The following is a 22,714-nucleotide window of genomic DNA, read 5'->3' as shown; positions in this document are numbered from 1 at the left end:
ATGCCGCCGCTCGACACCGGACACCAGAACGCCACGCCTTCCTCGCACACCATCAGACTGCGCACCGAGACGTTCGCCAAGGTCCTGTTCCTGTCCGGGTTCCACTCGGACTACAGCGCCGCGAAGGCGCTCGGGGTGAACCGCTCCACCGTCACCAGGGTCGGATCCGGTGAGCTCCAACCGGGACCGCGGTTCATCGCCGGTGCGCTGACCGCGTTGCCACGGATGCGGTTCCACGACCTGTTTGAGGTGGTCCCCACCCCGAACAGGACATCGGAGTGAACGCTCCGAGGCACGAAGCCTCCCGATTGGCTCGCGACTGGCCGCGCTCGACCACCGCTTCGACGCCGATGGTGTACCTAATCGATCGTGCGATCGCGTGATGCGGCCGTCCCGAGTGCCGATGGAGGGCACCCGGGACGGCTCTAGGCGCGGGAGCGCGCCAAGGGGTAGCAGGACGCGCTCCCGCACGCTAGGGGTGGGTCGGCCGTCAGCGGCGGCCGAGGCCCAGGTCGATGCCGAGGTCGAGGTCGAGCAGGCCGCCGTGCCGGGTGCGGAAGGGGCCGCAGGCGGCCGGTGAGGTGGCCTCCAGCGGCAGGGACGGGTCCAGGTCGCTGGGAGCGCTGCCGTCGTACATGCCGCTGCGGTTGGGGTCGATGCCGTGTACGACGAGCACCGCCTTGCCGTTGCGGATGTCGCCGGCCACGTCGGCGGTCACGGTGATGCTGCGGCGGTAGTTGTAGGAGGTGCCGTCCGGGGTCGGGAAGCGGTCGACCGCCAGGCCACTGGCCGGGCTGGTGTCCCCGCTGGTGGTCAGCGAGGTGCCGATGTGGCCGTAGAAGGGGTGGCCCTCGGTGGTGTTGACGATGCCGTCACCGCTGGTATCGGCGCGCTGGGTGGGGCAGCGGCCTTGGGCCCCGATGTGGATGTGCTGCGCGTGCGGGGCGTCGGCCAACACGCCTCGCACCCGGAAGGCGATGTCTACCTGGTTGCCGCGCAGAACCAGCGCACCCTGCCCGGAGGCTCCACTGTGGTTGAGCTGCCGCAGCTGCACGGTGGCAACCGTGGTGCCGCCCTCGCCCCCGGATTGTGAGCCGTGGTCGCCTTCGTGGGCCGAGGACACGGCGGGCGTGGTCAGAGCCAGCCCCAACGCCATTGCCGGAACCGCTACGCGTGCCGCCCTGCTCGTAAGTCGAGTCATCGTTCGTTCCTCTTCCTGACGGGTCGAAACGATCTGCCCTTGCACAGGGTCTTCGGCGCGGGCCCGGATCCGGATTGCCCATACCACCATGTTTCTGCTCAACCCGAACGCCACCACCGGACACCACAGGATTGCCACACCACTGAGTGACGCTTCGAGGGGCGAAACGGGCGCGGGCTGCCGTCGCAGTGGTCGCTGACATCAGGACGTGAGTCCTGATGGAACGTCGAGCGTGGCGAGACCGGATGTCGGGATCGAGGAGGTACCTCGGCGTGGACGTCGTGTGGTTGCCGGGCGAAGGTCTGCCCGACCGGTGGCGTTGTCGGACGCGAAGAGAGGTCGCGGCCACGGGGAATCTGGCCGCGACGTCTCTTCGCGCGGGGCGGTGCCGGTCAGGAGGTGGGCATCATGACCTTGTCGATGACGAACACGGTGGCGTTGGCGGTCGGGATGTTGCCGCACAGGACCTTCGCCCCGTTGACGGTGACGTTGTCGCCGGAGCCTTCGACCTTGAGCGTGCCGCCCTGGACGGTGGGCAGGGTGGCGGAGGACAGAATGCCGTCCTTGTCCATGCGCTGCGGCACCACATGGTAGGTCAGGATCGAGGTGAGCTTGGCCTTGTCGGCGAGCACGGCGTTGACGGTTTCCTGGCCCAGGGCTTCGAAGGCGGGGTCGTAGGGCGCGAAGACGGTGTACTTGGCGTCGGCCTTGTTGAGGGTGTCGACGAGACCGGCCTGCTTCACCGCGGCTACGAGCGTCTTGAGCAGCGGGTTGTTGCTGGCGGCGGTGGCGACCGGGTCGTCGACCATGCCGTCGAGGGAGCCTTCGGTGTCCTTGGGCAGGCTGGCGCAGCCGGCGCCGAACACGTCGCCGGTCGTGGTGACGCCGTCGCTCATCGCCGCGCTGCTGGTCGTGGTGGTCGTCGTCGTGGTGGCGGCGGCCGAAGTGGTGTTCGAGGCGGCCTGTTCGCCGCTGCTGCACGCTGCGACGGAGATCAGGGCCGCGGTGAGGACGCCGATCGCGGACGCGAGCCGGGTGCTGCGCATGAGAGTTGCTCCTTTGAGGACGGTCGCCGGATCTTGTGTTTCCCGGCTTGTCATGAGTGGTTCGCTGCCGGGGCGGCGGCGGATTGGTCGATCCGGAAAAAACTTGGGCGGTTTCCGCGCCGGCCGGTGGCGGGCCTGGTCAGGGCCGTGCGGTGAACACGATCGTGTGCCAGCCGGCTGCGCCGTCGGGGATCGGCTCGGCCCGGTCGGCGGTCTGGGTGTAGCCGGTGCGGTCGGTGGCCCGGACTTCGAGGGTGTGCGACCCGGCGGACAGGTCGAGCTCGACCCGCCACATGCGCCAGGTGTCGACGTTGACCTCCGAGCTGAGCTTCGTGGCCTGCCAAGGGCCCCCGTCGACCCGGACCTCCACCTTGTCGACGCCCTTGTGCTGCGCCCAAGCCACCCCGGCGGCCACGAACCGGCCCGCCGGCACCTGTTCGAAGGCCTTGGGCCGGTCGACGCGGGACATGGTCTTGATCGGCGCACGTCGTGCCCAGTCGCGCTTGACCCAGTAGGCGTCGAAGTCGGCGAACGTGGTCAGCTCGGCGTCTACCAACCACTTGGTGGCCGAGACGAACCCGTACAGACCCGGCACGACCATGCGCACCGGGAAGCCGTGCTCGGCCGGGAGCGGTTCGCCGTTCATACCGATGGCCAGCAGGGCGTCGCTGTCCGGTTTCATGATGTCCTCGACCGGGGTGCCGCAGGTCCAGCCGTCCACGCTGCGCGTCGCGAGCTGGTCTGAGCCCTGCTGCACTCCGGCCTCGGCCAGGATGTCGCGCAAGGATACGCCGATGAAGTTGGTGGTCGAGATGTACGGACCTCCGACCTCATTGGACACGCAGCACAGGCTGATCGTCTTCTCCACCAACGGCCGGTTCAGCAGGTCGTCGTAGGTGAGCACGAGTTCGCGGTCGACCATGCCGTGCACGCGCAGCCGCCAGTCCTGCGCCCGCGTCCTCGGCACCGACAGCGCGGTGTCCACCCGGTAGAAGTCCGCGTTGGACGTGATGAACGTCGGCGTTCCGTCTTCGGCGAAGTCGGCGCCGGCCGGGATCGGCGGCGCGGGCTCATCCGGGACGAGCCGGATGGCACGACGGGAAGCCTCCACGTCCACCCGACCACCGACGAACTGCCCCGCCATAGCGGTCGTGCCCGCGGCAGCGGCGACGGCGGTGGACGTGATCAGGAAACGACGGCGACCCAGACCTGGGACCGACCAGTCCAGCGCACGCGTTTCTGGCTGACCGACGCTGTCCACCGTGTCGTCGACGAGCTGCGATTCATCGGCACCGGGTTTGCCCGCCGAGCTGCGGGGGGCGAGCCGGTGGAGCCACCGGAACACCAGCACACCCACGACCAGGCTGGTCAACGGTGCCAGCACGGCGATCGTGCCCAGCGTGGGGCGGGTGAGCACCGCCGCGACGCCGAGCACGCCCAGCATCGCGGCCAGGAGCGTTCCGGGCAGCGCGCTGCGGCGGGACAGCAGCCCGGCGAGCGCCGCGGCGGCGGCGATGACGAAAGCCATGCCGGCCAGCAGCACGATCTTGTCGTTCTCGCCGAACGTCCGGATCGCGAAGTCCTTCACCGGGTGAGGTGTCAGGTCGATCGCGGTGTTGCCCACGGCCAGGAACGGCGAGGCGAACGGGTCGATCAGCGCGGCCACGAGGTGTCCCGAGGCCAACGCGGCGGCCACGGCGAGCAGACCCACCGCGGCAGCCGCCCACAGGGGCAGCCGCGGCGCCGCGGGACCGGACGACTGCCTGGACCTGGTTGCGTTCATACCAGGTATTCGCAGCCGGCGACCCCGCGGATTGCCGTACGGCCGGGTATCGCTCAGACGAGCGGGAGGACCACCACGGTCGGGGTCGTGGGTAGTGGAGATCCGCCTCGCGGCTCCACGGTCAGGCCCACCGCCTCCCGGCCGGTGAAACCACCGGCGAGCAACGGATCGGGTTGTCCGTCGGAGGACGCGAGCAGACCGGCCGGACGTGGCCCGTCGGCGCCGATCAGCCACAGCTGGTAGGTCCGGTCTTCCGGCAGTCGAGCCAGCCCGTTTGCCAGGAACACCACCTGTCCCTTGGCCGGGGACGCCACCACGGTCCCCGTACCGCCACCTGCCACGTCACCGCGGACGAGCTTCGCGTCCGGTGCGGTCAGCAGTTCGGCAACCTGGCTGTTGCGGGCGTTGACCTGTTCGACGGCTTGCAGGTCGCGTTCCAGGCGGTTGTTGGTGTTGACGGCCTGGACGCCCAGCGTGACGGCGACGGCGATGCCCGCCGCGGCGGCCAGCGTCACGGTCCTGCGCAACCACAGGCTCCGAGCTGTGGATCCGCCGGGGTGCCGGAGAGGCGCTTCGGGCGGTGGGGCCGCAGGAACGTCGGTTTCCGGTGGCATTTGACGGGTGTCGGCGACGGCGGCCAGTACGCGGTCACGCAGGTGGGCCGGCGGCTCGACCGCGGCCTCGCCGGCCAGCACCGCCGTCACCTCGAAGAGATCAGCCGTTTCCTGCGCGCAGCTCGAGCAGACCGCGATGTGGTCCTCGAAGAGGTGGCGGTCATCGTCCGAGACGGCGTCGAGCACGTAGGCGCCCATAAGCGTGTGCGCTTCGATGCGCGCGGTGTCGTCGGTCATCGGGTCACCCCCAGGCAGTCTCGGAGTCTGATCAATCCGTCACGCATCCTCGTCTTGACCGTGCCCAGCGGGATGCCGAGCACGGAGGCCGTCTCCGGGTAGGTGTAGCCCTGGAAGTAGCCCAGGAGGATGGACTCGCGCTGCAGGACGGTCAACGTCGACAGGCAACGACGCACCTGCCGCTGCTCGATGCGCGCGGCGACCTGCTCACTCACCGCGTCGAAAGGGGTCTCGACATCACGGCGGGCGGCGATGTCCTCCCGCCGCGTCGCGGCCTGCGCGGAACGGACCCGATCCACGGCACGGCGGTGCGCCATGGTCATCACCCACGCCAACGCACTGCCCCGGCCGGGGTCGAAGCGGGTGGCGGTGCGCCACACCTCCACCAGCACCTCCTGCGTGACCTCTTCCGACTGCGCGTGATCGCGCACCACACGGCGCACCAGGCTGAACACCCTGCTCACCACCACGTCGTACAGCCGGGCGAACGCCCGGTCGTCGCCGCGGGCCACCAGCGCCAGCAACTCCTCGGCGGTGGCCTCGTCCCTCTCGCGGGTGTCGGCGGATACCGCCTGGAGCTTGCGCTCACGCCCTGCCATCGTGCCCCTTTCCGGTCGAATCCCGAGTCGCAGGTGAATTTGCCGTCACCTGGTGGCGTGGGTGCGACGCGCGCCGCGATCCGCGCCCACGCCCACGCCCACGCCCAGCAGCAGAAGCGCGCTGGCGAAGTGCAGGCCGTGGTCGGCGGCGTTGAGCGCGAGCAGGTTCATCGACGTCCCGCCGACGACCAACCCGAGAACACCGACGAGGAGGTACACCGCGCCCACGACGATGTTGACCTTCTTCGACACGGCCGGCCCGGCGACGGCGCCACCGATCAGGCCCGCGCCGACGAGCAGGTGCACGACGTTGTGCAGGCCGTTGACCTCGAAGATCCCCAGCAGGTGCCCGCCGTCGACGCCGGCGAACCCGTGGTCGCCGGACACGACGAACCCGAGCAGGCCGACCAGGACGTACACCGCACCGAACCCCAGACCGACCTGCTGGTTGACCGAGCGGAACATGTCATCCTCCTCAATCCGACACGTTGTCACTCCTGCTTCGGCACCGCACGCGGACCGGATTGGTCGGCAGCGAGGAACGGCTGCACATGGCCGACAAGACCTCAGCTCGGCCTTGCCGGTCGGGCGGACCCCGTACCCCGGGCATGAACGACGTGCTGTCTGGACAGGTCACCTCCGCGGCGCGAGTCGACCGGGTGCCTTCATCGGCTTGCGACGGTGTCGAACCGACCACGGCGACCGGCCACCCGAGCACCGGGACGATCCCGATCGGATGTCATCGGGCAATCGCGGTGAACCGCCGGGTGCCGTCGTGCGAATACACCCCGACGTGGATGAAGGAGGGCAGTCGCTTGACGGATGCCGTGAACAGCGGTGTGGCGGGGATGGACCGGCCTCGCTGTGGCCGTCCCACACGAACAGGTGAAGCGTGCGCTGCGGCAGTGCGGCAATCTGTCGCGTTGGGTGAGTTCGCCCCTGCCTGCAGAAAGCACTTGAACCCCGACGAGCGACGACGCATCGACCAAGAGCCATTGTGGTCACCATCGGAGCAGGTCCACTGGTTGCTCAGCCGAGCGCCGGAGGCCGCACGGGTGCTCCCGGTGTACTTGATCTCCGCTCGGTTGAAGATCCAGAAACCCGTGGTGGCCGAGGCGTTGCGGGAACTGGCCGCACAAGGCAGAGCTCTGGCTGTGGAGGACAATCGCTGTCACCTGTGGGGCACACCCGAGCGGGCGGGGCAGTGGCTCGCAGACCGGCACAACCGGAGTCGGCCGACCAACCTCGCCGCCACCCTGAAGGCCACCGAGCACCTGACGTCCCCTTCTGCGGATCGGGCGGTGGCCGATGATTCGGGTGACCAGACCGATGGCGACCATGACGACGCCGAGTGCCAGGTGCAGCCCGTCGTCGGCCGCGTTGAACGGCACGGGGTCGACCGAGGCGCCGAACCGCACCACGAGGCCGTAGAGCAATCGGCCGTGCTCGGACGTGATGCCGGGCACGAAACCGAGCACGCCGACGAGCAGGAACACCACGCCCATCAGGGCTGCGGGAAGTCTGGCCGGATGTTCGACCGAGTGCCTGCCGGTCATGGTTCGCCTTGACGGGCGGACCGCCGAGGCGGCAATGGCACGAACCCGCTCGTTCGCTCCACGTAGTCGACGTAGGCAGGACGTCGACGGCGCAGGTGCTCCTCGATCATTGGCTTGCCCGTCCCCCTCGCGAGGAGGAACGTCATGAGCACCGGTGACACGACGGTCGCCAGGCCGTACCAGGAGGAGCAGGCGAGCAGGAACAGGCCCCACCAGACGCAGGCGTCGCCGAAGTAGTTCGGGTGTCGGGTGTAGCGCCACAACCCGCGGTCGAGCACCCGGCCGCGGTTGGCGGGGTCGGTGCGGAAGCGTTGCAGCTGCCAGTCCCCGACCGCCTCGAACACCATGCCGACCGACCACAACGCCGTCGCGGCCGCGATCACCGCGGGGTGGACGCCGGTGCCGTACTGGGCGACTTGGACCGGCAGCGACACCAGCCACAGCACGACGGCCTGCGCCAGGTACGCGCGCACCAGCACGTGCAGGTGCGGGTTGCCCCTGGCACGACGGCGCATCTCGGCGTAGCGGTGGTCCTCGGGTTCACCCCGGCTGCGCGATCCGATGTGGACCGCGAGGCGAACGCCCCACACCACGGTCAGCACCGTGACCGCTGCCCGCGTCGTGGTGTCGCCGTCGCCGCCGGAGAGCAGGAACGTCGTGCCGGCGATCAACGCGAAGCCCGGACCCCAGGCGATGTCGAGGGTGTCGTGCCGATCCCTGGCCAAGGAGATCGCGAAGGTGATCGCCATGACCAGCACCACCACGGCGGCGCTGATCGCGAGGTTGACCGGAAGCCCGGCCGGCAGTTCCGGCCAGGTCACGCGTCACCGCCGGGTGCGACGTGGTCCAGTGCCAGGGGGTCGGCGCGGTGCGGCGGCATGCCGCTCGCACCGTCGGTGGTCGGGCGCACGGCGAGGATCTGGTCCACGCCCATGCGGTTGTCCTCGAAGGCCAGGGCGCCGCCGGCCAGGTAGAGCCGCCACACCCTGGCCTGACCTTCGCCGACCAGGGCGACGACCTCGTCCCACCGCCGTTCCAGGGTCGCCGCCCACTCCCGGACCGTGCGCACGTAGTGCTCGCGCAGGGCGTGCACGTCGCGGACCTCCAACCCGGCGTTCTCCAGGTGCGCCACCGTGCGGCTCAGCGGTCGCATGGTCATGTCCGGTGCGACGTAGGACTCGATGAACGCGCCGCCGCCCGGCGCCGCGGCGCCTCGTGACATCTGCTGCAGCAGCAGTCGACCGGCGGGGCGGAGCAGGCGGTGCAGGGTGGAGGCGTACACCGGGTAGTTCTGCTCGCCGACGTGCTCGCCCATCTCGATCGACGCCACCGCGTCGAACGGCTCGTCGGGGATCTCCCGGTAATCCTGCAGCCGGACCTCGACGGTGTCCCGCAGGCCCAGTTCGGCGATCCTGCGGCTGACGTGGTCGTGTTGCCGCCGTGACAGCGTCACCCCGGTGGCGTGCACGCCGTGATGGCGGGCGGCGTGCAACAGCAGTGATCCCCAGCCGCACCCGACGTCGAGCAGGCGCATCCCGGGACGCAGGTCGAGCTTGCGGCAGATCAGCTCGAGCTTGTCCCGCTGGGCGTCGACGAGTTCGTAGCCGGGTTGGTCGACGGCCCAGTACGCGCAGGAGTAGGCCATGTTCGGGTCCAGGACGAGCTGGTAGAACTCGTTGCTCAGGTCGTAGTGATGGGCGATGGCCGCGCGGTCGCGGCGGCGGGTGTGCAGACCGCCGGCCAGCCTGGCCTCCTCGGCCGGTGGTCGTGGGCGGGGACCGAGCACGCCGAGCCGGGTGGCCGTGCGCAGCAGCGCCACGCGTTCGGAGGCGGTGAGCCCGCGTCGCGGGCGGCCGGCTCGGGCCAGTGCCCAGAACCGGCGCAGCCCGGTCGTGATGTCACCCTCGACGTCGAGGTCACCGGAGACGTAGGCGCGCGCCAACCCGAGCTCATCCGGGTTCCACAACAGCCTGCGCAGGGCGCGGCGCGACCGCAGCACCACCCGTGGCCCGTCGGTCGGGCCCGCCTCGCTGCCGTCCCAGGCCCGCAGCCCCACCGGCAACGCGGTGCCCAACACCCGCTGCACGACATCGGCCAGCACCGCGGCGTGTCGCGTCTTCTTGTCCGGCACGTCGTCCCCTTCACCGTCGATTTCCCAGGTGGTTCGCAACCAGGGGCCGGACGGGTTGGTACAACCACGAAATGTGATGCGCACCACAGCACCCATCTGATGGGTGATGGGCGCCGAATGGAGATCGTGTCCCACCTCCACTCCGACGCCGGGCGGGTCCGGCAGCCCTCGATCCAGAGCTGGGATCCGCCGACGACGGCCGACTCCGCGGTGCTGGTGCTGCCGGGCGGTCGTGCTCGCAGCCGTGAACCCGCGAGCCGGGCCAACCTGGCCTACCGGCGGATGGTGCCGTTCGCCCGGGACACCAGCCGGACGGCGCCGGTCGTCTGGCTGCTGCGGTACCGGTACCGGGGGTGGAACGAACCCGACCTCGACCCGGTGCGCGACGCCCGCTGGGCGTTGGCCCGGCTGCGGGAACGGCATCCCGGAGCGCGGGTCGCCCTGGTCGGTCACTCGATGGGCGCACGCACCGCCCTCCGGATCGCCGACGACCCCGCCGTCACCGCGGTGTGTGCGTTGGCACCCTGGATCGAGCCCGGTGAACCGGTCGACCAGCTCCGCGGGCGTGCCGTCCTGCTCGCACACGGCGACGTGGACCGGTGGACCGATCCACGCGCGTCCTACCGCTACGCGGTGCGCGCGAAACAGGTGACGGCGGCGACCTGCCGGTTCGTCGTGCACGACAGCGGGCACACGATGCTGCGGCGGCGCGCGGACTGGAGCGGGCTGGTCCGCCGGTTCCTGCGCGGCGCCTTCCACCCCACCGCCACCGATCCTCTGATCGCCGAGGCCATGACCGCCCCCGCCCCGCGCGGACTCTCCGTCGCCCTGCCCCGAGGAACCCGATGACCACCAGATCGCAGCGCGTCGCCGTGATCGGCGCGGGAGTCGCCGGCCTGACCGCCGCCTACCTGCTGCAGCGCCGCTACGACGTGCTCCTGTTCGAAGCCGGGCCGCGCCTGGGCGGCCACGCCCACACCCACGACGTCGTGTCCGAGGACGGCGGCACCGTCGCCATCGACAGCGGCTTCATCGTCCACAACGAACGCACCTACCCCCACCTGCTGCGGCTGTTCGCCGAACTGGGCGTGCGCACGCAGGCGACCGAGATGTCGATGAGCGTCCGCTGCGAGGGCTGCGGCCTGGAGTACGCCGGCGCCAAGGGCCTGGGCGGGCTGTTCGCCCAACCCTCGAACACGACGCGCGGACCATACCTGAGGCTGCTCGCCGAAGTCACCAGGTTCCACCGGCACGCCCGGCGCGTGCTGGACGCCCCGGCGGCCGACGGCGTCACGCTCGCCGCGTTCCTGGCGATCGGCGGGTACAGCCGGTTCTTCGTGGACCACTTCGTCGCGCCCGTGGTGTCGGCGGTGTGGTCGGCCGACCAGGCCACCAGCCTGCGCTACCCGGCCCGGTACCTGTTCGAGTTCCTCCACAACCACGGGATGCTGTCGGTCACCGGTTCGCCGCGGTGGAAGACGGTGGTGGGCGGATCCCGCTGCTACGTGGAGCGCGCGGCCAAGCAGTTGACCGCCGTGCACCTGTCCACACCGGTGCGAGCGGTGACGCGCACCGGGCACGGTGTGGAGGTCCGCGACGACGGGGACGAGGTCCACCGGGTCGACAAGGTCGTCATCGCCACGCACCCCGACCAGGCGCTGGAGTTGCTGGCCGACGCGACCGACGACGAACGCGAGGTGCTGGGCGCGTTCCGCTATGCGCGCAACGAGACGTGGCTCCACACCGACGCCTCCCTGCTCCCCCGCGCGTCGGGTGCGCGCGCCTCGTGGAACTACCTCAAGCCCCACTGCCGCTCCGACGACGGGCCCGTGCTGGTCAGCTACCACATGAACCGGCTCATGCGGCTGGCCGAACCACAGGACTACCTGGTCACGCTCAACGCCGGCGACCGGATCGCGGAGTCGTCGGTGATCGCCCGGATGCGGTACGAACACCCGGTCTACACACCGGAGTCGGTCGCCGCGCAGCGCCGCCTGCCCGGGTTGAACACCGGACCGACCGCGTTCGCCGGCGCCTACCACGGCTGGGGATTCCACGAGGACGGCTGTGCCTCCGGCGTGCGGGCCGCCGCGGCACTCGGCGTCGACTGGTGAACGCACCCGCGCTGTACGACGCCGTGGTCACGCACACGCGGCGCCACCCGCTGCGCCGGGCGTTCCGGCACCGCACCTACCTGTGGTTGGTCGACCTCGACCGGCTCCCCACCGTGCCGCGGTGGCTGCGCCCGGTGGCGCGGTTCCGCGCCGCGGACCACCTGGGCCGCCCGGACCGGGGTATCCGGGAGAACCTCGACGCCTGGCTCGCGAGCCGAGGCGTGGACCTGCGGGGCGGGCGCGTGCTGATGCTGGCCAACGCCCGCGTCTTGGGCCACGTGTTCAACCCCATCACCGTGTACTGGTGCCACGACCCCGACGACGAGCCCGTCTGCGTGGTGGCCGAGGTGCACAACACCTACGGCGAACGACACTGCTACCTGCTGTACCCCGACCCGGCCGGGCGTGTGGAGACCGACAAGTCGTTCTACGTCTCCCCGTTCCTGACCGTCGAAGGCCGCTACGAGATGCGGTTGGCCCGGCCCGCCGAGCGGCTGTCGGTGGCGGTCAGCCTGCGACAGGGCTCGCGGACACCGTTCAGCGCCTCGCTGACCGGCGAACGACGACCGGCCACCCCGTGGACGCTGCTGCGCCTGCTCCTGCGTGACCCTCTGCCCACCCACCGGGTCAGCGCGCTGATCCGCCGCCACGGCATCGCCCTGTGGCTGCGCCGACTGCCCGTCGTCCCCCGCACACCGCACCAAGCCCAGGAAGGTGTCCGATGACCACTTCACCCACCCGTCAGCCGGACACCGCGCTCGGCGGCAGAGCAGGGCGCCGGCCAGGCTTGGACGAACCGCGCTGCTCCCCCGCGCGCGCCGCCGCCGCACGTCTGGTGTTCCAGCAGGCCGTGAGAACACTGCCGGTGCGGGTGGCGCTGCCCGGCGGCGAGCGCCTCGGCGCGGGCGGCCCGGACTCGCCCGTGATGCGGATCGTGCGCCCGGAGGCGTTCTTCCGCCGGCTCGGCGCCGACGCCAAGATCGGCTTCGGCGAGGCCTACATGGCGGGTGACTGGACCAGCACCGACCCAGCCGCTCTGATGACCCCGTTCGCCGCCCGCATGGCCGACCTCGTGCCCAGGCCGCTGCAGGTGCTCCGCCGATGGGTCGACGCACGCCAACCGGCACACGAGCGCAACACCGTCGAGGGGGCACGGCAGAACATCCACCGCCACTACGACCTGTCCAACGACCTGTTCGCCGCGTTCCTCGACGAGTCGATGACCTACTCCTCGGCCTGGTTCGCCCCCGGCAGCGACGACCTGCACGCCGCCCAGCTGCGCAAGATCGACGGCGTGCTCGACCTCGCCGACGTGCGCGCCGGCACCCACCTGCTCGAGATCGGCACCGGCTGGGGCGCGCTGGCGATCCACGCCGCCCGCCGAGGCGCCCGCGTCACCACGCTCACCATCTCCACCGAGCAGAAGCACCTGGCCGAACAGCGCATCGCCCAAGCCGGGCTCGCCGACCGCGTGCAGGTGCTGCTGCGCGACTACCGCGAAGCCCACGGCAGCTACGACGCCGTGGTTTCCGTGGAGATGATCGAAGCGGTCGGCGCCGACTACTGGCCCACCTACTTCCGCACCCTCGACCGCGTGCTCAAGCCAGGCGGCCGAGTCGGGCTGCAGGCCATCACCATGCCGCACGACCGGCTCCTGGCCACACGCCACTCCTACACCTGGATCCACAAGTACGTCTTCCCCGGCGGCCAACTGCTCTCCGTCCCCGCGATCCGGCACGCCGTGCGCCACCACACCCGACTCGCCACCACCGAACACCGCTCACTCGGACCGGACTACGCCCGCACCCTGCACCACTGGCGCACCCGCTTCCTCAACAACTGGCCCCAAGTCGCCGCCACGGGCTTCGACGAGACCTTCCGCCGCCTGTGGGAGTTCTACCTCGCCTACTGCGAGGCCGGTTTCCGCTCCGGTTACCTCGACGTGCTCCAACTCGGCCTCATCAAACACCGCCGCTGACCGGACTCCCACGACACCCACCCCGCCTCGGGGCCATCCGCGATGACCTCCTGCTACCGATCGAGGGGAAGGGCGTCGGGGTGCACCAGGTACTCGGCCACCTCGACCAGCTTGGTGTTGGTGTGCTGACTGGCCCGCACCAGCACGGCGAACGCCTGATCGCCGGTTATCTTGTGACGTCCCATGAGGATGCCCTTGGCCTGGCCGATCAGGTCACGGGTGTTCATCGCCCGCGACATCCGCGCCAGCTTCTGCGCGTCGGCCATCGCCACCGCCGCATGGGTGGCGAACAGCAGGCCAATCTGCTCGGACTCGTCGGTGAAGGCGTCCGCGTGGCCGGAGTACAGGTTGAGAGCACCCAGGTCGTCGCCGGTGACGTAGAGCTGGAACGACAGCATGCTGCCCACGCCGAGCTCGGCGGCGCGGGCGGCGAACTGCGGCCAGCGCTGTTCCTCGGCCATGTTCGGCAGCCGCACGGTGCGGTGCTCGTACAGCACGTCGATGCACGGCCCTTCGTGGAAGTCGATCTGCGCCTCGTCCACCTTGTAGACCAGCTCGTCGGAGGCGGCGGGCGTACTCATCGTCGTGCGCCCCTCGACCACCGACACCCCGGCGTACTTCACGCCCGGCACCGTGCCGACCGCCGCGTGCACGATGCCGCGCAACGTGTCCTCCAGGCTGTCTTGCCCTGGAGATAACGCGCCAAGTCCCCAACTGCATCGCCAGATCGCTCAAGGCCCCGTAGCCGATGGTATGACCCGACAACGTCTGCCCATCATTGCGGCCGGCCTCGCCGTCCTGCTCGCTGTCAGCCGTCATATGGACACCGCCTTGCCGGAGGAGCCGCCGTAGGCGGCCGGTACCGCTTCCGGGGCCGCTGACCAAGGCACTAGTCCGATCGAGAGCCGAGTCATGACCAGCGTGGGCGCCGCGGAGTCTACCCGCCAGTCACCTCCACATCGCAGCCGCGACCGCACGAACATGCCTCGCGAGTCCGGTTGACACTCCCGCGAGCGCGCTTCTCGACCTGCTCGCCGCTTTCGCGTCCGACCGCGTCGCCAGAAGGCAGGCTCGGCCCAGTTCGACAGCTGCAGCGAATGGCATCTGCGGCTCGACCGGATTAGTTGTGCCGATCGCACAGCAGAAAGACTGGAGGACGGTCCGGCGGCGGCGCCCGTGGTCCGGTTGCCCATCGAACCACAGGAGAGGCCACGAGTCGCGGTGCACCAACCCTTGCACCTCGCCCACGTGCGCCGAACCGCCGCCGGACCTGTCACCGGTCGCGTCACCCGCCTCTATCGCGAGTCTGCCGACCGGGATTCGTGTGTTTTCCTTGGTGTACGGGACCTATTGCACCAAACCTGCCTGCCGGCCGCACGCCCTACGACCCCATCGTGAACCGATGCCAGCCGCCCCGCGCTCATGCTTGTCGGACGAAATCTCCTTTTGAGCAGGGGAAAGGTCGCAACGTCAAGTTCACAGGCCTGGCCACCGGTCCAACCGGGGACTGCATGCAGTCATGACACTCATGCTCCAGGTCGGCGACCACCCACGAGTCAATTCCTTCTGTGTGAACCGAACAGGATCGACACCACCCCGCAGGAAGTACACCCCAACTAGTGCACGGCAACGAGTCGACGCCACCGGCACGCCGGCCTACCGCGTCGAGCACGCGGTGATACGGCACGGCAAGCACTTTGTCCCGCCGTGGGCCTCGGAGTCCCGCAGCGGCGGTCGAGGCTGAGAGGCACGGTGACGTACTGCTGTCGCAGTCGTCATCTGCCTGCCGGCGGATGAAACCACGCCCCACGCGCTCGGAAGTCGACTTCCCGCGGCCGGTCCCGCACCGCGGCCGGTGACGTGCGAGAGGTCCGCCCGGCCACGGAAAGTACGAGTCGCGACACAACCGAGGTGGTGGTCCGCAGCCCCCTACGGACCACCACCTGTCGCTCAGAAGTCGACGCCGTTGCCGCTGAACACGCCGCCCACGTCGACGTTGCCGATGCTGTTGGCAACGTCGGTCAGGTTGCCGACGTGGGTGATGTCGCCGACGGTGGTCGTGACGTCGCCCAGGTGGCCGACGTCGCTGAGGACGTCGCCGGTCTGGACCACGTCCTGGATGCCCAGTGCGTTGTCGGTGACGTCGCCGATGTCACCGGTCAGATGGTCGCCGGTCAGCCGGTCGTCGATCGAGGAGTCGCCGTGCAGGCCGGTGGTGACGTCCTCGACGGTTCCGCTGAGGTGCGTGGTCTCCAGCAGGTCGGTGTGGGAGGGCAACCCTTCTGCGGTGAGGTCGCCGACGACATCGGTGACGTTGCCGTGCGTGGTGGTGTCGGCGACGGTGTTCAGCACGTCGGCGTCCAGCGTGTCGGCCAGGTCGGCGGTGGTGTCACCGGCGAGGTGCTGGGCCGCGGCCGCGACACCCGCCAGCGGCGCGGTGGCGGTGTTGTCCTCGATGCCTTGGCCGAGCACGTCCTGGCCCAGGGTGAGCGGGCTGTCGCCGAGCAGGTCGAGCGCGTTGTCGGACGACAGGAGGTCGAGGGTGGAGTCGAGGTCACCGAGTCCCTGCGCCGGGGCGTAGTCCAGGACGAGCGGCAGGATCTCGTGCACATCACCCGCGTTCAGGTCGCCGAGACCGGCGGTGTTGACGGCGCCCTGCGGGTCGGACTGGAATGCGGACCGTGCCTGCGGGTCGCTGAGCAGGTTCAGGGTGAAGTCGTGCAGGGTCTGAACGGGGTCCATCTATGTGCTCCCGAGCGGTGGGCCTGGTGTTTACCGGACCGAAGTTAGGCCTCCACGTCCTTCACCACATCGGGCGACGCTCATAGTTTGATGGGCGGTCCCGCTGTAGGGGATCCACCGTGGCGGCCATTAGGGGCTCGGGCATGCCCCAGTTCGGTGAACCGATCGGGTGAGCGTGACGAACGTAGGTCAGTGCCCGTCGAGGAGGTCCACGCCCAGATGCCACCGTCCGCTTCGCCTGAGCTGGTGCTGGAACCCGCCACCGTCCGGCACTGAACCGCGTGCCCACGGCCGCGCACGTGGTGGTCAGCGGCCCCGGCGGTTGCGGGAAGACCGCGTTGCTGCGCGATTTGGGTGAGCGGTTCACCGTGGTGGACGACGCCCACCTCCAGTCCGACGAGGTGATCGCCTGGCAGGCCGGGGACAGGCGGTTGTTCGCGATCGGACAACGCGTGCCGCACCGCAACCGGCGGCTGGACGAGGCGGTCCGCGACCTCGGTCCCGATGTGGTGCGCATCCGGCTCGGGCCGCTGCGCCAAGACCAGGTCGCCGGATGCGTGCGCGAACGCGTCGGCACCGAGGTCACCGGGGACGAAGCGTCCGCGTTGTTCGACCGGACCGGCGGTGTGCCGGCCTTCCTGCTGTCCGCGGTGTCGTCCGACCCGATCGGGTCGCTGGCCCCCGTGCTGGACGCGTTCGCACCAGGCGTCCGACGGCTGGTGTCGGCTCTGGCGTTGGGCGCCCCGCTGGACCGCGACCTGCTCGGCGCGGCCCTCGACCTCGACGCCGCTGCTCTCATGCTCGCCGTGGACGGTGCCCGTGCGGCGAGCGCACTTCGCCCCGACGGCACGCTGGTGCCGATCGTCGCCCAGGCCTGCCGCGCGTTGACCGATCCCGGGCAGTGCGCGGCGACGCTGCGCGACCTGGTGGCGGCGCATCGAGGGCGGCGGCAGCCGATCCGCAGGCTCGCCGTGTCGCTGCTCGAATCGCCGATCGCCGCGATGGGGCAGGCGGAGTTGCTCGTCGCCGCCGGACGCGAGGCGATGGGGGGACGACCCGGCCCTCGCGGCGCGGTTGCTCGACGCGGCCGGTGACGTGGGCGCGTCCACCGTCAACCTGGCACCAGCGCTGGCCACGGCACGTGCTCTGGCGGGTGACCTGGACGGTGCGCTGCGCGCCGTGGACGCCGCCGCGCGCACCGAGGAAGGCTTCTTCGTCGCCGCTTCGGTGCTGGCACGACGTGGAGAGTTGGCCCGCGCCGCCGACGTGCTCGCCGGCGCGCGGTACCCACAGGCACGCCACGTGGCCGCGATCGCGCTGACCACGACGGGCTCTTGGCGCACCGCGGCACTGCGGCGCGTCCCACGTGCCGCACTGACCCGTATCACCCGGTCGTCACCCGTTGACCAGCAGGCGGCGTAGCGCCGCGAGTGCCAGGTGCAGGCGGGACTTCACCGTGCCCACCGGCACCCGCAGGCGTGCGGCCACGTCCCGCTGCGACATGTCACCGAAGTAGGTCAGCAACAGCAGCTCGCTGTGCTCACGCCGCAGCCTGCGCATCGCCACGTGCATGCGTTCGGCGGTCATGCGCAGCTCTACCTGTTCCGACGGGTCCGGCACGGTCAGCGAGAGGTCCTTGGACGCGGTCAGCGCATCGCGCGTCCTGGCCGCACGAGCCGCGCGGACCCGGTCGATCGCACGACGGCGGGCCAGCATCGTCAACCAAGTCCGCGCGCTGCCCCGCGCGACATCGTAGGTCGACGTGGCGCTCAAAAGCTCCAGGAACACGTCCTGGGCAACCTCCTCCGCTTGGGCGCGATCACCTATCACGGTGAACGCGATACCCCGCACCAACGTGACGTGCTGCCGGTACAGCAGGGTGAACGCGTCGTGATCTCCGGCGATCGCGCGGGTGAGCAGGTCCTCGGGAGAACCGTCGTCCACATCAGGGTGTTCGGCGACCACGCGCGTTCGGATTGGTGTTCAGCCCAGGAGATCCGCCACGTTCGCCCCACCGGCGCCGAGGCTGACGTACAGCTGCACCCACGCCCGGTCGATCTCCGTCGCCGGTTCGGCATCACAGAACGGCTTGCGACCGTGCGCCGTGTAGTAGCGCAACAAGGGCATCACCTCGTCGGTGCGGCGCAGCTTCTCGTCGTCGTAGCGAACACCCGGAGGATTCGCCTGGTGCGTGAGGCAGGTGATGTCGCGCGCACCCTCGTTGTCGAACAGAGGGCCGGGGTCCGGTTCAGCGGAGCACGCGACGAGCACCGCTGCGCACAGCACGACGTAGGGACGCATTGCGAGGCGACTCCTATCCGAGAGCGGCCCGGACGGCGAGCCCGAGACCGACGACGAGCACCAGGGACGCGGTGATGGCGGGCAGGGCCGTGAACCGGTCGCGGAAGCGCTCCACCGCAGCCAGGCGGTCGCGCAGTCGCACCATGAGCAGGCCCACGGCGGTGAGCGTGGCTGCCATCCCCACGCCGTAGCCCACGACCAGCAGCACGCCGAACCAAGTCCTGCCCAGTGCGACGGCGCCCAGCAGCACGACGAGCGCCGACGGGCTGGGCACCAACCCGCCGGCCACGCCCATCCCGACCAGGCTCGCTCGTCCCGTCCGATGCACGTGGCCGTGTCCGTGGCCGTGGCCGTGGCCGTGGCCGGTGGTGACCGGTTCCCGTGGCCGCACGGTGGAACGCAGCAACCACGCCCCCACCGCGGCGACGAGCACCCCGCTGGTGAAGCCCAGCCAGCGCAGCAACGACTCCCCCGCCAAGGTGCTGGAGGCGCTGATCACCAGCCCCAGCACGAGCACCCCCGCGGTGTGCGTGAACGTCACCGTGGCCCCCACCACGACCGCGTCCCGCAGGGTTCCGTCGCGCCCGGCCAGGTAGGCGGCGATGATCGTTTTGCCGTGACCCGGCAGTGCCGCGTGGGAAGCCCCGAGCACGAGGGCGAGCAGCACCGCGAGCACGCCCACCAGAGGGGTCAGGTCGCGGCTGCCGGCGAAGCCGGTGAACTTCTGCGTGGCCGCGGTGAGCAGGGTCGTCCCACCAGGGGCGTCGGCGCCACCCGAGTCGGTCGACGTTCCGGGTTCGACCCGCAGCGTCACCGAACGGACGTCGAGAGGGTCTGCCAGCAGGTCCTCCGGGTAGGTCCTCAACTCGGCGGTCAGGCTCCGTGCGGCCACCGGAGGGTCGACCAACGCGACGCCGTCCCCCACGGCGGTCATCTCGCGCCAGCCGAGTCGTCCCACCTCGAGCGAATCACGGACGGTCACCGTCGCCGCTTGGTCCAGCGACACCGCGACGTCGAACAGGCATGTCAACCGCGTCGTGGCCAGACCGGCCTCCCCCGGAGGGAACTCGACCGCGCTGGACGTCAGCCGCACCGCGAGCGGGTGCCCGTCGACCTCGACCGCGGTCGCACGGCTGCGCTCCGCGCACGTCCGCTGCGCGTAGCCGGGCTGTACGGCCGGGCGCTCCTGCAGCGTCGGGATCTCCGCGAGGTCCACCACGGCACGCACCTCGACACCATCGGGACGCACGGTGATGCCGTGGTAGTGGTTCACCGTGAAGTTGCCCAGCGGGTGCGCCGAGGCCTCCAGCGGCACCGCCAGGAACAACACACCGAACAGAACGCCCACCAGTGACCTCACCGCAGGCCTGCCAAGGTGTCGCGGGCCTTCGACGCGTCGGTGAACGAGAAGTGCGGGTTGATCCGCAACGCCTCTTCCAATGCCGTGATCGCTTCGGCGGTGCGGCCCAGTGCCGCCAGGATCATCCCCCGGTGGTAGGCGAAACCCGCGTGCCGCCACCCGGTCGCGGCGGCCCGCTCGGCCATGCCCAACGCCTCCGCGTGCCTGCCGTTGAGGTGCAGCGCCCAGGCCAGCGCGTCGGCGACCAGCGCGTGCTGCCTGCGACCCCACTCGGCCTCGGCCAGGCGCAGCGCCTGGGCCGTGTCACCCCGATCGACCGCGACGACCGAACCCTCCAGGTCGTCCGCTCCACCTGCCGCCCGCGACAACTCGAACTGCCGCTCCAGGACCGTGAACTGGGCCGCGGCGTCGGCCTCGCGGCCGTGGGACCCGAGCAGATCGGCGTATTCGCGCAGGTACCGCGGTGCCGGCACGCGCCGCACGACGTCGGCGTACCCGGTCAGCGCCGCGTTCACGTCCCCACGGGCGGCGGCCACCTTGGCCATGCCGTGCAGCAGGGTGACGTCCTGCGGGTCGAGCAGCAGTCCTCGCCCGTAGTGCTCGGCGGCCAGGTCCGGATCGCCGTCGTCCCACGCCAACTCGCCCAGGTGGTACCGGCAGAACACGACGTCCGCCGGGGTCGACGCGGCCTCCAACGCACGATCGAGGGCGTGGCGGGCGGCGTCGAGGTCGCCTCGTTGCTCGAAGTCGTACGCGGCCCTGGTGAACGAGGCCACGCCCGGTTCGAGGTCCAGCATCCGCTGCACGGCCGCCGCCGCCTCGGTCGCGTCGCCGAGTTGCGTCAAGGCGTCCGCGAGCACCCCGTACACCTCCGCGGTGTCCGGCAGCAACACCCGCGCACGTTCGGCGAGGTCACGAGCCGCGCCGAAGTCGTGCCGCGCATTGGCCAACGCGCCCAGGCCCAGCAACGCCGGCCCGTTGTCCGCCGGTCGCAGCTCCAGCGACGTCTCCAACGCGCCCTGTGCCTTGCCGTAGTACGAGGGATCGCCGGTGATCCGGGCCTGCTCGACGTAGCTGCTGCCGAGCAACGCCCAGGTCGCCGCGTCCTTCGGTGACCGGCGGAGCTTGTCCTGCGCAGCGGCGATGACGCGCTGCGCACCGCTGTGCGCCAACGCGGCTCGCGGCTGCGGTGTGTCGTCCTCTCCGCGCCGGCCGGTCAACGCCGAAGCGGTCGACGCGAGCACCGCGACGCCGGCCACGATGGCCAGGACTGCGACGATCCTGCGACGGGTCATGCTGGTGAACCACCTCCGCGGCGGCCGTGGGACGGGTTGGGGGTCGACCCGTCCCACGGCCACCGGCCTAGGCGACCGCGCGGGCCGGCATCCAGTGGGGACGACCGCGCAGCAGCCAGGCACCCGATCCGATCAGCAACGCCGCCAACACGGCGTCGAGCAGCAGACCGGGTGGGACACCACCGCCACCACCGCCACCGCCGGCCGGAGGGACCGCTCCGGCCGAGGTGTTGACCGCGGTGTTGTGCGGCAGCGCCACATAGGGGAATGAGGCGTCGAACGCCCGGTCGTTGGCGTCCGCCCGGTCACCGGCCGCGAGCGCGGGCACGATGCCGCTGACCGCGGCGCCCTCCAGTGCCTGGACGCCGATGTCGACCACGTCGTCGGTGAGCCGGCGGCCGTTGGGGAAGCCTTGGAGATCACCGCCGAGCACGCCGAGCCGGTTGGCCTGCGCCGCGACGGGCACCGCCGTGTTCAGCCGGAGCTGCTCGGACGGCGTGAACCGGTCGGGGTTGACGTCCGCGTTGTTCAGCTGCGAGTTCAGGTCTGCCTGGATGGGCCCGCCCGCCTTGGTGGTGATCCCGGTGAGGAAGATCTCCACCAGGTCGTTGCGCGGCGTCGCCGGTGCGGGGATGCCGTAGATCGCTTCGACCAGTTTCGGCACCTCGGGGTCGGTGACCCGCTGCACCAGTTCGGGGATGTCCGCGTCCTGGTCGGGGGTGATGGCGTTGAACCGGTCCTTCAACGCGGCCGGGACCACCACTTCGTTGACCAGCGGGTTGCCCAACCGGGAGACCTGGACGTACGGGCCCACAGCCCGCTCCTCACCCGGCTTGAGCTGCAGGGTCCGCCGTTCGGTGTCGCTCCACACGCCGATCACCGGGTTGCGGTCGGCGTTGCCCTTGAGCGCCAGCTGCGACTTGGGCACCTGCAGGGCGATCGTGTTGACGTTGTAGCCGGCCAGCGTGTCCTGCCCGACCTCGGACAGGTCACCGCCGTAGAGCAGGTCGAACACCCGCAGGTCTAGGAAGAACGGGTCATCGGCCTGGCCGACGTAGCTCTTGCCACCGCCCGGCACGTCGACGATCGCCTGCGACCGCAACGCACCATAATCGGGCATGGACGCCGGACCCACGTTCGAGGGAGCGACCGGACCCGACTGGATGAGCTTCCTGCCCCGTCCCCGTGCGTCGAGCAGTTCCAGCGTGTAGGCCTGCCGGAACAACAGGTTCTCGTCGTCCAATGACGTGACCTGGCCGTTGTTGTACAGGAACGTCGAGTTCCCCCGCCGGTCCTCGGTCCGGAACGTCCACCGGTACACCAGGTCGGCGCACCCGTCACCGTCGTTGTCGATGTTGATGTCGTAGCGGGCGTCCGTCGCCCACGGGTAGAAGTTCGGCCCCCCGTTCGGCTCCTGAAACGGTGACCAGTTCGCGACCAGCGTCACCGTGTCGGACCGGTCCGGGCTGACGAACGCGTAGAGGTCGGTGTTGTCCACGGCGGGGTCGTCGGCGATCAACGGCGCCTCCCGGTGGCTGGACGCCCCGGCCGAACCGGACCCGCCCACCAGACCGGCCGTGAGCAACGTGCCACCGGCCGCGATCAGGGCTACCGCCACACGCCGCCTACGACGGGTGGGAGGGGATGCTGACATGTCCGTCCCTTCGGAAACGACGCCTACCCGTCGCGGGACCTGCCGAGACGAGCAGGCACGAAAGGTTCGGAGTGGACAGCGCAGAAGTTCACCGGTTCACCCG

23 protein-coding genes are annotated in these 22,714 nt (G+C 70.4%); 8 read left to right on the top strand and 15 right to left on the bottom strand.

Going from position 1 to position 22,714, the window contains the following annotated elements:
* Positions 1-282, top strand: a complete 282-nt coding sequence (locus ACRAKH_RS13180) for a transcriptional regulator (protein WP_380719339.1) — start codon at positions 1-3, stop codon at positions 280-282.
* Between the two features lie 208 nt (positions 283-490).
* Here ACRAKH_RS13180 and ACRAKH_RS13175 read toward each other — a convergent pair whose 3' ends face one another.
* From ACRAKH_RS13175 to ACRAKH_RS13150, 6 genes are all read right to left on the bottom strand, one after another.
* Complete coding sequence (locus tag ACRAKH_RS13175; RefSeq protein WP_380719341.1) at positions 491-1,156, bottom strand: hypothetical protein; 666 nt, start codon at positions 1,154-1,156, stop codon at positions 491-493.
* Between the two features lie 437 nt (positions 1,157-1,593).
* Positions 1,594-2,247, bottom strand: coding sequence for a fasciclin domain-containing protein (locus ACRAKH_RS13170; RefSeq protein ID WP_380719343.1), 654 nt, complete (start codon positions 2,245-2,247; stop codon positions 1,594-1,596).
* A 139-nt stretch (positions 2,248-2,386) separates the two neighbouring features.
* The gene (locus tag ACRAKH_RS13165) at positions 2,387-4,030 is read right to left on the bottom strand and encodes a molybdopterin-dependent oxidoreductase (RefSeq protein ID WP_380719345.1); all 1,644 of its coding nucleotides are present in this window, start codon (positions 4,028-4,030) and stop codon (positions 2,387-2,389) included.
* Between the two features lie 53 nt (positions 4,031-4,083).
* On the bottom strand, positions 4,084-4,881 hold the full coding sequence (locus ACRAKH_RS13160) for an anti-sigma factor (protein ID WP_380719347.1): 798 nt from the start codon (positions 4,879-4,881) through the stop codon (positions 4,084-4,086).
* Entirely contained in the window at positions 4,878-5,480 is a 603-nt protein-coding gene (sigK, locus tag ACRAKH_RS13155) for an ECF RNA polymerase sigma factor SigK (RefSeq protein ID WP_380719349.1), read from the bottom strand. Before sigK ends, ACRAKH_RS13160 begins: the two co-directional genes overlap by 4 nt.
* A gap of 45 nt (positions 5,481-5,525) precedes the next feature.
* Positions 5,526-5,945 carry a DUF4383 domain-containing protein gene (locus ACRAKH_RS13150; protein ID WP_380719351.1) on the bottom strand — a complete coding sequence of 140 codons (420 nt, stop codon included), beginning with the start codon at positions 5,943-5,945 and terminating at the stop codon, positions 5,526-5,528.
* A gap of 143 nt (positions 5,946-6,088) precedes the next feature.
* Between ACRAKH_RS13150 and ACRAKH_RS13145 the strand changes: the two genes are divergently transcribed.
* Positions 6,089-7,048, top strand: coding sequence for a hypothetical protein (locus ACRAKH_RS13145; protein ID WP_380719354.1), 960 nt, complete (start codon positions 6,089-6,091; stop codon positions 7,046-7,048).
* On the opposite strand, the gene ACRAKH_RS13140 is transcribed toward ACRAKH_RS13145, so the two are convergent.
* Positions 7,033-7,785, bottom strand: coding sequence for a DUF1295 domain-containing protein (locus ACRAKH_RS13140; RefSeq protein WP_380719440.1), 753 nt, complete (start codon positions 7,783-7,785; stop codon positions 7,033-7,035). The two genes, ACRAKH_RS13145 and ACRAKH_RS13140, sit on opposite strands and share 16 nt — an antisense overlap.
* A 68-nt stretch (positions 7,786-7,853) precedes the next feature.
* Positions 7,854-9,167: a class I SAM-dependent methyltransferase gene (locus ACRAKH_RS13135; RefSeq protein WP_380719356.1), complete on the bottom strand. Its 1,314-nt coding sequence runs from the start codon at positions 9,165-9,167 to the stop codon at positions 7,854-7,856.
* Between the two features lie 117 nt (positions 9,168-9,284).
* Here ACRAKH_RS13135 and ACRAKH_RS13130 point away from each other — a divergent pair, with 117 nt between their 5' ends.
* The 4 genes from ACRAKH_RS13130 to ACRAKH_RS13115 are packed head-to-tail and all read left to right on the top strand — an operon-like array spanning position 9,285 to position 13,259.
* Positions 9,285-10,016: an alpha/beta fold hydrolase gene (locus ACRAKH_RS13130; RefSeq protein ID WP_380719358.1), complete on the top strand. Its 732-nt coding sequence runs from the start codon at positions 9,285-9,287 to the stop codon at positions 10,014-10,016.
* Positions 10,013-11,281: an NAD(P)/FAD-dependent oxidoreductase gene (locus ACRAKH_RS13125; RefSeq protein ID WP_380719360.1), complete on the top strand. Its 1,269-nt coding sequence runs from the start codon at positions 10,013-10,015 to the stop codon at positions 11,279-11,281. Before ACRAKH_RS13130 ends, ACRAKH_RS13125 begins: the two co-directional genes overlap by 4 nt.
* On the top strand, positions 11,278-12,006 hold the full coding sequence (locus tag ACRAKH_RS13120; RefSeq protein WP_380719362.1) for a DUF1365 domain-containing protein: 729 nt from the start codon (positions 11,278-11,280) through the stop codon (positions 12,004-12,006). Before ACRAKH_RS13125 ends, ACRAKH_RS13120 begins: the two co-directional genes overlap by 4 nt.
* The gene (locus ACRAKH_RS13115; protein ID WP_380719365.1) at positions 12,003-13,259 is read left to right on the top strand and encodes a class I SAM-dependent methyltransferase; all 1,257 of its coding nucleotides are present in this window, start codon (positions 12,003-12,005) and stop codon (positions 13,257-13,259) included. The genes ACRAKH_RS13120 and ACRAKH_RS13115 overlap by 4 nt, the downstream gene beginning before the upstream one ends.
* A 53-nt stretch (positions 13,260-13,312) precedes the next feature.
* On the opposite strand, the gene ACRAKH_RS13110 is transcribed toward ACRAKH_RS13115, so the two are convergent.
* Both ACRAKH_RS13110 and ACRAKH_RS13105 read right to left on the bottom strand, forming a co-directional pair.
* Positions 13,313-13,936, bottom strand: coding sequence for an ANTAR domain-containing protein (locus tag ACRAKH_RS13110; protein ID WP_447009970.1), 624 nt, complete (start codon positions 13,934-13,936; stop codon positions 13,313-13,315).
* 1,273 nt (positions 13,937-15,209) lie between these two features.
* Positions 15,210-16,001 (bottom strand): IniB N-terminal domain-containing protein, encoded by a 792-nt coding sequence (locus tag ACRAKH_RS13105; RefSeq protein ID WP_380719367.1) that lies wholly within the window; start codon positions 15,999-16,001, stop codon positions 15,210-15,212.
* A gap of 281 nt (positions 16,002-16,282) precedes the next feature.
* Here ACRAKH_RS13105 and ACRAKH_RS13100 point away from each other — a divergent pair, with 281 nt between their 5' ends.
* Positions 16,283-17,095 (top strand): hypothetical protein, encoded by an 813-nt coding sequence (locus ACRAKH_RS13100; protein ID WP_380719369.1) that lies wholly within the window; start codon positions 16,283-16,285, stop codon positions 17,093-17,095.
* A 1-nt stretch (position 17,096) separates the two neighbouring features.
* On the top strand, positions 17,097-17,423 hold the full coding sequence (locus ACRAKH_RS13095) for a hypothetical protein (protein ID WP_447009841.1): 327 nt from the start codon (positions 17,097-17,099) through the stop codon (positions 17,421-17,423).
* On the opposite strand, the gene ACRAKH_RS13090 is transcribed toward ACRAKH_RS13095, so the two are convergent.
* From ACRAKH_RS13090 to ACRAKH_RS13070, 5 genes are all read right to left on the bottom strand, one after another.
* Positions 17,397-17,945, bottom strand: coding sequence for an RNA polymerase sigma factor (locus tag ACRAKH_RS13090; RefSeq protein ID WP_380719373.1), 549 nt, complete (start codon positions 17,943-17,945; stop codon positions 17,397-17,399). The genes ACRAKH_RS13095 and ACRAKH_RS13090 overlap by 27 nt on opposite strands.
* A gap of 39 nt (positions 17,946-17,984) precedes the next feature.
* Positions 17,985-18,302: a hypothetical protein gene (locus ACRAKH_RS13085; RefSeq protein ID WP_380719375.1), complete on the bottom strand. Its 318-nt coding sequence runs from the start codon at positions 18,300-18,302 to the stop codon at positions 17,985-17,987.
* A 13-nt stretch (positions 18,303-18,315) separates the two neighbouring features.
* Positions 18,316-19,650 carry a nickel/cobalt transporter gene (locus ACRAKH_RS13080; protein ID WP_380719377.1) on the bottom strand — a complete coding sequence of 445 codons (1,335 nt, stop codon included), beginning with the start codon at positions 19,648-19,650 and terminating at the stop codon, positions 18,316-18,318.
* An 8-nt stretch (positions 19,651-19,658) separates the two neighbouring features.
* Positions 19,659-20,957: a tetratricopeptide repeat protein gene (locus ACRAKH_RS13075; RefSeq protein ID WP_380719379.1), complete on the bottom strand. Its 1,299-nt coding sequence runs from the start codon at positions 20,955-20,957 to the stop codon at positions 19,659-19,661.
* 67 nt (positions 20,958-21,024) lie between these two features.
* A complete protein-coding gene (locus ACRAKH_RS13070) occupies positions 21,025-22,575 on the bottom strand; it encodes a DUF4331 domain-containing protein (RefSeq protein ID WP_380719381.1) in 1,551 nt (516 codons plus the stop codon).
* Positions 22,576-22,714 lie beyond the last annotated feature (139 nt).

The organism is Saccharothrix hoggarensis, assembly GCF_052936025.1.
This window is presented reverse-complemented; position numbering and strand designations above follow the sequence as displayed.